Origin of the sequence: Labedaea rhizosphaerae, assembly GCF_004362825.1 — a bacterium.
Lineage (GTDB): Bacteria > Actinomycetota > Actinomycetes > Mycobacteriales > Pseudonocardiaceae > Labedaea > Labedaea rhizosphaerae.
Map to the genome: position 1 here is coordinate 347094 of NZ_SNXZ01000002.1, position 13709 is coordinate 360802.

Annotated in this window: 1 protein-coding gene; it reads right to left on the reverse strand. The window is 72.8% G+C overall.

Features of this window, described 5'->3' with window-relative positions; all coding sequences use genetic code 11:
- Window positions 1-145: 145 nt before the first annotated feature.
- A complete protein-coding gene (locus EV186_RS11190; RefSeq protein ID WP_133849172.1) occupies window positions 146-13708 on the reverse strand; it encodes a type I polyketide synthase in 13563 nt (4520 codons plus the stop codon).
- Window position 13709 lies beyond the last annotated feature (1 nt).

The window sequence follows — 13709 nt, forward strand, 5'->3', positions numbered from 1 at the left end:
GGATTTTTATCCGCCGGTCCGGTTGCGCTGGAGAGCTCGGCTCGGCCGCGTTCTCGTGGCTGGTTTGCATCACGTTCCCCTTAGGTGCGGTTGAAAGGGCCTCAAGCTGCTCTCACTGCAGCCGTTGTCTCGCATGGGTTGTGGGTCAGCGGCCGCGGCGGCGGGCGGCCGCTTCCAGGCCGGAGCGGCGCAGCTGGGCGCGGACCAGGGAACGGCCCTCGTCGGCCGGCTTGGCCGTGCTGTCGGTGCGGTCGTTGCCGGCTTCGACGACCTTGGCCAGCGCGGCCACCGTCGGCGCCTCGTAGAGCACGTGCGGTGGCAGTTCGTCGAGGCCGAACTCGGCGCGCACGGTGGCGACGATGTTCACCCCGAGCAGCGAGTTGCCGCCCAGCTCGAAGAAGTTGTCCAGCACGCCGACCTGTTCGAGGTGCAGCGACTGGCACCACAGCTCGGCGATGCGCTCCTCGGCCCGGCCCGATGGCTCCTGGTAGGGCGTCATCAGCTCCGGGCGCGGGTGGCGCTCGCCGCCCGCCGCGGCCATCGCCTGGGTGGCCACGGCCTCGAGGGTGAAGTGGGCGCTGAAGCCGACGACGGTCTCGAAGTCCTGTGTGGACACCACGACCCGCGGCTCACCGGCGGCCAGCGCCCGCAGCAGCGAACGCCAGCCCTCGTCGAACTCCAGGCCGATGCGCTTGCGGTTGTCGCGCAGGAACTCCTGCAACGAGTCGGCGTACCCGGACAGGCCCTCCTCCCAGGCGTTCCACTGCCACTCGCCCCAGTCCACCGAGACGACCCGGCGGCCGTCCTCGGCCAGCTCGTGGGCGTAGGCGTCCATGAAGGCGTTGGCCGCGCAGTAGTCGACCTGGCCGGGACCGCCACCGGTGGCCGCGGTGATCGAGGAGAACAGCACGAGGAAGTCCAGCTCGACCTCCTCGGCCGTGCCGACGCCCAGCGCCTCGGTGATGGCGAGCGTGCCCGCGACCTTGGGCGCCAGCACCGGGTCCAGCTCGTCCGGGTTCTTCAGCTGGATCAGGCCCATGCCGGGCAGACCGGCCGCGTGCAGCACGCCGTGCAACGCGCCGAACCGTTGCTGGGCAACGGAAACCGCCTGTCGGACGTCAGCCGGGTCGGCCACGTCACCGGTGACGACCTCGATCTCGGCGCCCGCGTCGCGCAGCCGCTGGATCGCCGCCGCGCGTTCCTGGGCTCGCGCCCCGACCCCGTCGATCCCCGTCCGTCCGAAGAGGACCAGCTTGGCGTGGTGGTCGGTGGCCAGCCGCTGCGCCATGGCGAGGCCGATGCCGCCGAGACCGCCGGTGATCAGGTACACGCCGCCGTCGCGCAGCACGTCCGTGCCCGGGTCGGCCGGTGCGTCGGTCGACTCGTAGCCGGGCACCCAGCGCCGGCCGTGGCGCAGCGCGACGATCCGCTCGGTGGCCGGGCGGGCCAGCTCGGCCACCAGCGCGCCGACGGCCTTCGCCCCGCGGTCCACGTCGACGAGCCGGCTGCGCACGCTCGGGAACTCCATCGGGATCACCAGGGCGGGCCCGGTGGCGGTGGCGGCGTGCGGGTTGACCGGGTCGCCGGGCAGGACCTGCTCGGCGCCCGTGGTGACCACGTCCAGCGACCAGCCGTCGAGGCCGAGCTCACCGGCCGCACGGGCCAGCGCGACCAAGGTGTGCAGGCCGCCGTGCACGGCATCGTCGCCGGTGGCGTCGACCGTCCACAGGTGCAGCACGCGCTCCAGCGCGGTGCCGGATGCACGCAGCTCACGCAGCAGCGCCAGGGTGTCGTCCACGTTGCCGGGCCGGATCGTGTAACCGGTCGCGGTGACCGCGAACGCGTCGCCGGCACGGACTTCCGTGACGGTGGCGTCCGTGCGGGAACGCAACCCGGCGACGATGTCCGTGGCGAACCCGTCGGCGGCGTACACCAGCCAGGAGCCGGGCTGCTGCTCGGCGGCGGCCGGCGCCGCGGTCTGGCGCCACACGGGCAGGTGCAGCCACTGCTGTTCGGGCAGCTTCGGCAGCCGCGCCACCACGTCGAGCGGGTTCTCCTCGGCGACGGGTGCGGTGCCTGTCAGCGCGGCCAAGGACAGGGCAGGGCCTTCGCGCCAGTACCGCTGGCGCTGGAACCGGTAGGTGGGCAACGGAACCCGGCAGCGCCGGTTTCCCTCGTGGTAGGCCTTCCAGTCCACCGCCACGCCGGTCAGCCACAGGCGGGCCAGCGCGTCGGTCAGCGCCTGGTCGTCCGGGCGCTGGTCGTTCGCGGCCGGGAGGGTGGCCTGGATCAACGGCCACTGCTCCCGCGGGCAGCCGGCCCCGCGGATCAGGGCGCCCAGCGACTGGCCGGGGCCCACTTCCACGATCGCCATGCCGGGCTCGGCCAGCAGCGCCTCGACCGCCGCACCGAACTGGACGGTCTGGCACATGTGCCGCGCCCAGTAGGCCGGGTCCGTCGCCTCGCCGGCCGTGATCTGCGCCCCGGTCGTGTTGGAGATGTACGGGATCCGCGGCGGGTTCAGCGACACGTTCTGCCGGACCCACGTGGTCAGCTCGTCGGCGACCGGCGCCAGCATCCGCGAGTGGAACGCGTGGGTGGTCTGCAGCGGTCGCGCGGGGATCTCCCGCGAGCGCAGCAACTCCACCAGCACGTCCAGCGCTTCGGCCGGTCCGGCGAGCACCGTGGCCTGCGGCCCGTTCACCGCGGCGATGTCGATGCCGCGGTCGACGAGCCCGTAGGACACCAGCTGTCCGGGCGTGAGCCCGACCGCCACCATCGCGCCACCGGGCAGGGCGTCGATGAGCTTCGCGCGGTGCGCGACCAGCTTGAGCGCGTCCGGCAGGGACAGCACACCGGCCAGGCAGGCGGCCACGTACTCGCCGAGCGAGTAGCCCAGCATCACCCGTGGCCGGACACCCCACGCCATCAGCGTGCGGGCCAGCGCGAACTCGACGGCGAACAGCGCGGGCTGGACCACCTCGGTCCGCTCCAGCGTCTTGCCACGTTCGTCGACCGTGGTCGCACGACCCAGCAGGGCGGCAAGGTCGGGGCCGCCGCCACGCGCACCCGTCAGCAGGTCCGCGAAGTCAGCCGACTCGCTCAGGAGGCCCAGGCACTCGTCGAGGACCGCGGCGAACGCCGGCTCGCGCCGGTACAGCTCGCGCACCATGCCGGGGTACTGCTCGCCGACTCCGGAGAAGACGAACGCCACCGGGCGCTCGGTCGTCGCGTCCGCCCGGCCCAGCACCTGGCCGTCGGCGAACGCGGTGGCCGCGGCCGCTGTCGCGTCGGCGACCAGCACGCGCCGGTGTTCGAAGAGCTTGCGGCCGACCTGCAGGGTGTAGGCGACGTCCGCCAGCGGGAACGCGTCGACCGTGCCCGCCAGGTGGCTGCCGAGGCGTTCGCACGCCTGCGTGGCCGCGGCCTCGGTGCGTGCGGACACCGGCAGGACGTGGAACCGGCGCGCGGCGTCCGGGTCGGACTCGACGACCGCCGGCCGCTCGGGTGCCTTCTCCACCACGACGTGGGCGTTGGTGCCGCCCATGCCCAGGGAGCTGACGCCCGCGATCGGCGCCTTGCCTTCCGGGAACGGTGACAGCTCGGTGTTGACGTAGAACGGGCTGTTCTCGAAGTCGATCTGCGGGTTCGGCTCGGTGTAGTGCAGGGTCGGCGGGATCATGTTCTCCCGCACCGCCAGCGCCGTCTTGATCAGGCCGGTGGCGCCCGCGGCGCGGTCGAGGTGACCGACGTTGGTCTTGACCGACCCGACCCGGCAGAACTGCTTGTCCTCGGTGTCCCCGAACGCCCTGGTCAGCGCCGCGACCTCGATCGGGTCGCCGAGTTCGGTCGCCGTGCCGTGGCACTCCACATAGGACACGTCGGAACCGCTGACCCCGGCGTCGGCGAGCGCGTCCACCACGACCCGGGACTGGCCCACCACGCTGGGCGCGGTGTAGCCGACCTTGAGGGCGCCGTCGTTGTTCATGGCCGAACCGCGGATCACCGCGTGGATGTAGTCGCCGTCGCGCACCGCGTCGGACAACCGCTTCAACGCGACGACGGCGGCGCCGTCGCCGAACATCGACCCGCGGGCCTGCGCGTCGAACGTCCGCACGTGCCCGTCGGGCGAGGCCATGCCACCTGGTTCGAAGACGTGACCGGCGCGGTCGGGCACGTGCACGGACACACCGCCGGCCAACGCCATCTCGCACTCGCCGTGGCGCAACGACCGGACCGCCATGTGCGTGGCGACAAGGGAAGTGGAGCAGAAGGTCTGCACGGCGACGCTCGGCCCGGACAGGTCGAGCAGGTAGGACACCTGCGTGGTCAGGGCGTCCTTGTCGTTGCCCATGATCACTTCGTAGCTGGAGAACTCGCCGGAGACCATCGTGTCGGGGTTGCGGAACAGGTAGGTGGAGATGTTCGAGCCGCCGAACACGCCGACCCGGCCACGGCCCTCCGGGGCCACGTACCCGGCCTGCTCCAATGCCTCCCAGCACACTTCCAGGAAGATCCGTTGCTGCGGGTCGGTCACCGACGCCATCCGCGGGCTGATGCCGAAGAACGCCGCGTCGAAGGACTGGACGTCGTCCAGCACCGGCCGCGCCGGCACGTAGGCCGGATCGGACAGCTGCTCCTCCGGGACACCGGCGGCACGCAGTTCCTCGGGGGTGAAGCGGCTGATCGACTCGACGCCCGCGCAGATGTTCTGCCAGAACGTGTCCACATCGGACGCACCGGGGAACCGCCCGGCCATGCCGACGATCGCGATCCGGTCGTCGTCGGTGACTTCCGTCGTGACGGCGGGGCGTTCGGCGCGCGGGGCGGGCACGGCCTCCTTGTCCGTGGCGCCTTCCCCGTCCAGGATCTTGGCCAGCGCCTGCACGTTCGGGGCCTCGAACAGCGTCACCGCGGGCACCGAGACGCCGAAGCGCTTCTTCACCAGCGACAGCATCTGCAGGCCCAGCAGCGAGTTGCCGCCGAGGTCGAAGAACGCGTCCTTGACGCCGACCGGCTCGACGCCGAGCAGGTGCGACCACAGGTCGGCCAGCGCCTTCTCGGTGTCGGTGGCGGCGGGCGCGTAGGAGTTGGGCAGCGACGGGCGCGGGAACCGCTCGCCGGTGAGCACCACGTCGGCGATGGACGAGGCCTTGGGCAGCCGGCCGTCCAGCCCACCCGCGGCGACGACCAGCCACGGGCCGGGGTCGGCGAGGATGGTGTCGAACGCCGCCAGCGCCTCCTGCGGGCTCATCGAGTGCTTCTCCTGGACGGCCCCGACCTTGATCTTGTCGAGGGTGACGGCCCAGGTGTCCCAGCTGCTCGCGATCCAGCAGGTCGCCAGCTCACCCGCGACGAACCGGTCGTGGTTGCGCTGGCCGATCGCGGTCAGCGCCGCGTTGGAGGTGGCGTAGCAGGAGAAGGTGATGCCGCCGAGCACCGACGACGTCGAGGAGAACAGCAGGCAGAACTCGGGTGCCTGCTCGGCGGGCAGGCCGCCGAGCACGGTCTCGAGCACCCGCGCACCGGCCACCTTGGCGCCGAAGTGCAGCCGGACCGCCTCGTCGTCCACGTCGCGCACCGCGCGGAACGTGCCCGGGTCGGTGATCGCGGCCAGGTGCACCACGCCGTCGAGGCGGCCGCGCTCGGCGATGACACCGTCGATCAGCGCGCGCATGGCGTCCTCGTCGGTGACGTCCACGGCGGGCACGTCCACCTCGACGCCCCGGGCCCGCAGCCCGGCGACGATGTCGGCGCGCTTGCCGGTGGCATCGTCGGGCAGGCCGGCGCGGCTGGTCAGCACCAGCCGGGCCGCGCCGGCCTCGGCCAGGTGCCCGGCGAGCAGCAGACCGATGTCGCCGAGACCACCGGTGATCAGGTAGGTGCCGCCTTCGCGGACGGCGATCGGGGCGAGCCCGTGCGCCTCCGGCTGGAAGGTCCGGGCGTGGCGCACCCCGTCGCGGTGGGCGACCAGCACGTCGCCCGTCGCCGCCGGGCGGCGGACCTCCGCGGCCAGCGCCGCGGCCGACTCGGCCACCGTGGCGCGGTCGTCGAGGTCGACGGTGGCGCAGTCCAGGTTGAGGTACTCCAGGTTCGCGACCGCCGCCATGATGCCGGGGGCGGTCTGCGCGACCACGGGCACCTCGCTGGCGCGGACCGCATGCCCGCCACGGGTCACCACGAGGACCCGCGCGCTGTCGCTGCGACTGGCCCAGGCGTCCATCACCGCGGCCACCGGCCGCACGGTCTCCCGTCCGTCCACATCGGAGTCCGGGTGGTCCAGCAGCCGCAGGTCCACCACGGTGGTCTGACCCTCGATGGCGTGTTCCGCGGCGGCGGCCGGGAAGTCGGTCGAGCCGACCAGGCGGGCGTCGACGTCCTGGGACCGCAACAGCTCGACCAGTTGGTCGCCGATGCCACCGGCGTCGGGGATCACCAGGCAGAGCGGCACCTCGGCCGGCTCGCCGTCGATCGGCTCCGGCGTCCAGCGCGGGGTCAGGACCTCCACGTGCGGCCCGCTCGGCTCCTCCACCAGCCCGGTCACCGAGATCTCGACGCGACCGGTCGACTCGCCCCCGCCGGTGGACTTCAGCCAGTACTGCTGGCGCTGGAACGGGTAGGTGGGCAGCGGTACCCGGTACGGGCGGGTGCCGTCGTGGTAGGCGTTCCAGTCCACGTCGACGCCGGTCAGCCACAGCCGGGCCAGCGCGTCGGTGAGCACCTGGTCGTCCGGGCGCTGGTCGCCCACGGCGGGCAGGGTCGCCTGGATCAGCGGCCACCGCTCGGGCGGGCAGTCCGCGCCGCGGACCAGCGCGCCGAGCGACTGGCCGGGCCCGATCTCCACGATCGCCAGTTCCGGCTCGGCCAGCAGGGTGGCCACGGCGTCGCCGAACCGGACCGTCTGGCACATGTGCCGGGCCCAGTACGCCGGGTTGCCCGCTTGCTCGGCGGTGATCCTCGTGCCAGTCACGTTGGAGATGTAGGGGATCTTCGGGGCGTTCAGGCTGATGTTGTCGCGCACCCACGCGGTCAGCTCGGCCGCGACGGGCTCGAGCATCCGCGAGTGGAACGCGTGCGTCGTGCTCAGCGGCCGGGCCACGATGTCGTTGTCGTGCAACAGGTCCGTCAGCTCGGCGAGGGCCTCGTGCGGGCCGGCCACGACCGTGACCTGTGGTCCGTTGATCGCCGCGACGTCGATGCCGCGGTCGGCCAGGTCGAATCCGGCCAGCGCCTCGACCGTGGCCGAGACGGCGAGCATCCCGCCGCCGGGCAGCGCGTCGATCAGCCGCGCCCGGTGGGCCACCAGCTTGATCGCGTCCTCGAGGGACAGCACGCCGGCCAGGCACGCCGCCACGTACTCGCCGAGCGAGTAGCCGAGCATCACCTGCGGCCGCAGGCCCCAGGCCAGCAACGTCCGGGCCACGGCGTACTCGACCGCGAACAGCGCGGGCTGGACGACCTCCGTGCGTTCCAGGGCGGCGGTGCGCTCGTCGGCCGGGGCCGAGGACCGGCCCAGCAGCGCGGCCAGGTCCACCTGGCCACCGCGCACCCCGGTCAGCAGGTCCGCGAAGTCAGCCGCGTCACCCAGCAGGCCCAAGCAGTCGTCCAGCGCCGCGGCGAACGCGGGCTCACGCCGGTAGAGCTCCCGCACCATCCCGGGGTACTGCTCCCCCACACCGGCGAAGACGAACGCGACCGGACGACCCTTGGCGCTGTCATGGCGGGCGAGGACGTTCTCCAGCGAACCCAGCTCGGTGGCCGCGGTCGCCAGGTCGTCGGTGAGCAGGGCGCGGCGGTGGTCGAACCGCTGCCGCCCGGCCTGCAACGAGAAGGCGACGTCGCGCAGCCGGGTCGCGTCGGTGACGGTCTCCAGGTGTGCGCCGAGCCGCCGGCAGTGCTGCTCGACCGCCCGCTCGGTGCGGGCCGAGACCGGCAGGACGTGGAACCGGCGCGCCGCATCCGGATCGGACTCGACCACCGGCGCCCGCTCCGGCGCCTTCTCCAGCACCACGTGCACGTTCGTGCCGCCCATGCCCAGGGAGCTGACGCCCGCGATCGGCGGCTTGCCCTCCGGGAACGGCGAGAGCTCGGTGTTGACGAAGAACGGGCTGTTCGCGAAGTCGATCTTCGGGTTGGGCGCGGTGTAGTGCAGCGTCGGCGGGATCGCGTCGTTGCGCAACGACAGCGCGGTCTTGATCAGCCCCGTCGTGCCCGCGGCGCGGTCGAGGTGACCGACGTTGGTCTTGACCGACCCGACCCGGCAGAACTGCTTGTCCTCGGTGTCCCCGAACGCCTTGGTCAGCGCGACGATCTCGATCGGGTCGCCGAGTTCGGTCGCCGTGCCGTGGCATTCCACATAGGACACCTCCGACCCGGTCACCCCGGCGTCGGCCAGTGCGTCGGCGACCACACGCGACTGCCCGACGACGCTGGGCGCGGTGTAACCGACCTTCAGCGCACCGTCATTGTTCATGGCCGAACCGCGGATCACCGCGTGGATGTAGTCGCCATCGCGCACGGCGTCCGACAGCCGCTTGAGCACCACGACCGACGCGCCGTCCCCGAACATCGACCCGCGGGCCTGGGCGTCGAAGGTGCGCACGTGCCCGTCGGGTGAGGCCATGCCACCCGGCTCGTAGACGTGACCGGCCTTGTCCGGCACCTGGACCGACACGCCGCCGGCCATCGCCAGCTCGCACTCGCCGTTGCGCAGCGCCTGCACCGCCATGTGGGTGGCGACCAGCGAGGTGGAACAGAAGGTCTGCACCGCGACGCTCGGGCCGTACAGGTCCATCAGGTAGGACACCTGCGTGGTCAGGGCGTCCTTGTCGTTGCCCATGATCACTTCGTAGACCGAGAAGTCGCCGCTGGTCAGCACGTCCGGGTTGGCCAGCAGGTAGGTGGAGATGTTCGAGCCGCCGTACACGCCGACCCGGCCGCGGCCCTCGGGCGCGGCGTACCCGGCGTGCTCCAAGGCTTCCCAGCAGACCTCGAGGAAGATCCGCTGCTGCGGGTCGGTCATCGCGGCCATGCGTGGGTTCATGCCGAAGAACGCCGCGTCGAACGAGCGCACGTCGTCCAGGATCGGCCGCGCGGGCACGTAGGCCGGGTCGGCCAGCTGCTCCTCGGGGACGCCGGTGGCGCGCAGCTCTTCCGGGGTGAAGCGGCTGATGGACTCGACGCCGGCGCAGATGTTCTGCCAGAACGTGTCCACATCGGACGCACCGGGGAACCGGCCGGCCATGCCGACGATCGCGATGCGGCGGTCCTCGTCGGGTGCCTGCCGCGGGATCGCGGTGATCCGGGCCGGCGACGCCGGCGCGGTCGCGCCCTGCTCGTCGAGGCTGGCGGCGAGCGCGTGCACGGTGGGCGCCTCGAACAGCGTCACCGACGGCACGCTCACCCCGAACCGCTTCTTGACCAGCGTGAGCATCTGCAGGCCGAGCAGCGAGTTGCCGCCGAGGTCGAAGAACGCGTCCCGCGTGCCGATCGGCTCGATGCCGAGCACGTCGGTCCACAGTTCGGCCAGCGCGCGCTCGGTGGCGGTCAGCGGGGCGGTGTAGGGGTTGGGCAGCTCCGGACGCGGGAACCGCTGACCGCCCGAGGGCAGATCCATCGCGGTCGCAGCGGTAGGCAGCCGGTCGGTCAGACCACCGGCGGCGACCACCCAGACCGGGCGCGGCGTGGCGACCATGCGGTCGAACGCGGCCATGCCCTCCTCGGTGCTCATGGAGTGCTGCACCATGGCCGCACCGACCGCGCCCTGGACCTGCTCGAGGGTGATCGACCAGGTGTCCCAGCAGGCGGCGACCCAGCCGCGGTCGTGGTTGCGTTCGGCGATCGCGGTCAGGGCCGCGTTCGCCGCGGCGTAGGAGCCGAAGGCGAGGCCGCCGAGGATCGACGACGTCGAGGAGAACAGCACGCAGAACCGCGGCGGCTCGGCCAGTTCGCCGAGCACCGTCTCCAGCACCCGCGCGCCGTCGACCTTCGCGCCGAAGTGCTGGCGCACGCCCGCCGCGTCCACGTCGCGCAGCACGGCGAAGCTGTTCTGCCCGGTGACCGCCGCGGCGTGCACGACGCCGTCGATGCGGCCACCGGCAGCGACCTCGGCGAGCAACGCGCGCATGGCATCCAGGTCGGTCACGTCCACAGCGGGGGTGAGCACCTCGACGCCGTATTCACGCAGCCGGGCGACGCCGTCGCTGCGCCGGTCACCGGCGCCGTCGGGCACGCCGCCGCGGCTGGTCAGCACCAGCCGTCCGGCCCCCGCTTGCGCGAGGTGCTCGGCCAGCAGCAGGCCGACGTCGCCGAGGCCACCGGTGATCAGGTAGGTGCCGCCCTCGACCACCGCGGGGGCGGTGCCGGCCGGTTCGGCGTCGGCGACGACGAACTCCCGCACGAGGCGGCGGCCCGACCGGTAGGCGGCCAGGACGTCCTCGGAGACCTGCCGCACCTCGGCGGCCAGCACGGCCACCGCGTCCGTCGTCTCATCGAGGTCGATCACCCGGCAGTCCAGGTTCAGGTACTCCTGGCCGGCCACGACCGGCAGCACCGCCACGGCGGCGGCCGCCGGTTCCGGCGTCTCGTCGCCGGTCACCGCATGACCGCCCCGGGTGACCAGGACGATCCGGCTGTTGCCGGCCGCGCCGCCCCAGGCGTTCAGCAGTGCCGCGGCGTCGCGCACCGCGGTCTCGGCGTCCACTGTGGAGGGATCGGGGACCAGCAGGCGCAGGTCGAGCACGGTGGCGCCGTCGTTCACCACCTCGGTGGCGACGGTTCGCCGCACCTCGACACCGGCGGCGGTGAGCGCGTCGGCGAGGGCACCGGCCACGGCTTCGTCGCCGCCGACCAGCACACACCGCGCCACTTCGGCGAGCTGTTCGCCCAGCGGCCGCTGCGTCCACTCCGGACGCATGAGGTCGACGTGCGCGGCCGGTCGCACCGGCTCGGCGGGCACCGCGGCAGGCGTCACCCCAGCGCGCTGTGCGGGTGCGTCGATCCAGTACCGCTGCCGTTCGAACGGGTAGGTCGGCAGGCTGACCTTCGCCACCGGCCGGCCCTGCTGGTACCCGGTCCAGTCGACCGGCACCCCGGCCAGCCACAGCCGGCCGGCCGCCTCGGCGAGCAGCACGCTCGCCGGCCGGCGGTCGTTCTCCGCGGGCAGGGTCGGCACGATCAGCGGCCAGCGGTCCCGCCCGCAGCCCTCGTGCCCGCGTGCCATCACGCCGAGCGACTGGCCTGGACCGAGCTCCAGCACGGCGACGTCCTGGTCGCGCAGCAACTCACCGAGCACGTCGTGGAACCGGACCGGAGCGCACATGTGCTCGGCCCAGTAGGCCGGGTCGCTCACCTGCTCGGCGGTCGCGAGCGTGCCGGAAACGTTGGACAGGTAAGGGATCCGAGGCGCGTTCAGGGTGACGTTCGCGCGCACCCAGTCGGTCAGCCGCTGCTTGACCGGGGCCAGCATCGCGGAGTGGAAGGCGTGCGTGGTCGCCAGCCGGCGACACGGGATCACGTCGATGTCGAGCGCGTCGGCGAACCGGGCCATGGCCCCGGGCTCACCGGCGACCACGGTCAGCGCGGGCCCGTTGACGGCCGCGATGTCCAGTCCGGGCACCAGTCGCGCCCGGGTGTCCTGTTCGGACAGTGGCACCGCCGCCATCTCACCGGCAGGCAGTTCGTTGATCAGCTGTGCCCGGTAGGCGACCAGGGCGAGCGCGTCCGGCAGCGACAGCACGCCGGACAGGCAGGCCGCGACGTACTCGCCGACGCTGTAGCCGGCCAGCACCGACGGCACGACGCCCCACGACTCGAGCAGCTTGGCCAGGGCGTACTGCACCGCGAACATCGCGGGCTGCAGCCGGTCGGTCTGCTCGGCCTTCGGCGTCGCGCGCTCCCCGGACGGGTCGCGGCCGAGCAGCGCGGCGAGCCCGCCACCCTGGCCGCGCTCGCCCAGCATCTCGGCCAGCGGGTCGAGCCCGTCCAGCCGGTCCACCAGCACGGCACGGCATTCGTCGAGCACGGCGCGGAACACCGGCTCGGTGGCGTAGAGGTCGGCGGCCATGCCGGGGTACTGCTCGCCGGTGCCGGCGATCAGCATCGCGACCGGGCGATCGGTGCGGCTCTCCACCCGGGACAGCACTTCACCGGCCCGCAACGCGGTCACGACCTCGCCATCCACAGTGGAGCCGTACACAGTGGAGGTGGCGAGCATCCTGCGGTGCCCGAACACCTTCCGGCCGGTCTGCAGGGTGTAGGCGACGTCGGCGAGCCGGTCGGCGCCGGTGGCGAGGTGCTCGGCGAGCCGGTCGGTCTGCGCGTCGGCGGCCTGCTCGCTGCGGGCCGACCAGATCAGCAGCTCGGGTCGTGGCGACGGCTCCGGCCGCGACGCACGCGGCGGCTCCTCGACCACGACGTGGGCGTTGGTGCCACCGATGCCGAACGAGCTCACCCCGGCCCGGCGGACGTGATCCTCGCTCCGGGGCCACGGGGTCAGCTCGGTGACCACCTCGAGCTGGGCATCGCCGGCCGCGAGCTGGCGGTTGGGCGTGCCGAAGTTGCGGGTCGGCGGGATCTCCTCGTTGCCGAGCGAGAGCACTGCCTTGATCAGGTTGGTCACGCCCGCGGCCCGGTCGAGGTGCCCGACGTTGGTCTTGACCGAGCCGATCTTGACGGACTGGTGCTGGAACACCTGGTGCAGCGCGGCGATCTCCACCGCGTCGCCCAGAGCGGTGCCGGTGCCGTGAGCTTCGACGTAGTCGATGTCGGCCGGGGTGAGGTCGGCCGAGGCCAGCGCCTCGGCGATCACGCCGGCCTGGCCGTGCACGCCGGGCGCGGTGAAGCCGACCTTGCGCCCGCCGTCGTTGTTGACCGCCCAGCCGCGGATCACCGCGTGGATCCGGTCGCCGTCGGCCAGCGCGTCCTCCAGGCGCCGCAAGGCGACCACGCCGACGCCGCTGCCCATCGGCGCGCCAAGGCCGGCCTCGTCGAACGCGCGGCACTCGGCGTCGGGCGGCGTGATCCCGCCGGGCTGGTACAGGTAGCCGACCTTGTTGGGCACGGAGATGGCCACGCCGCCGGCCAGGGCGACATCGCACTCGAAGTTGGCGAGGCTGGTCGCCGCCGCGCACACCGCGACCAGGGAGGTCGAGCAGTAGCTCTGCACGGAGTAGCTGGGGCCGGTGAGGCCGAGCGCGTGCGCCACCCGCGTAGTGAGCGAGTCCTTGTCGTTGGCCAGCCCGACCGCGAGCTCCCCCATCGACGAGACGATCCCGCTCGGCATGAGGTTGTTCTGCATGTACGAGCTCCAGGCGCTGCCCGCGAACACGCCGATCGCCCCCTCGAACCGCGCCGGGTCGCAGCCCGCCTCCTCCAGCGCCGCCCAGCTGTGCTCGAGGAACAGCCGCTGCTGCGGGTCGAGGATCTGCGCTTCCTTCGGGCTCACCCCGAAGAACTCCGCGTCGAAGTCCTCGATGCCGTCGAGGACCGGGTTCGCCTTGACGTAGCTCGGGTCCGACAGCAGCTCCTCCGACACCCCCGCCGCGCGCAGCTGCTCGTCGGTGAACCGGGTGACGCCGGACCTGCCGTCCCGGATGGTGGACCACAGGTGCGCCACGTCCGGTGCTCCTGGGAACCTTCCGGACATGCCGACGATCGCGATGCAGCTGCCCTCGCCGTCGGTCTGCTCGGTGTCGATGTCGTCGGTCACG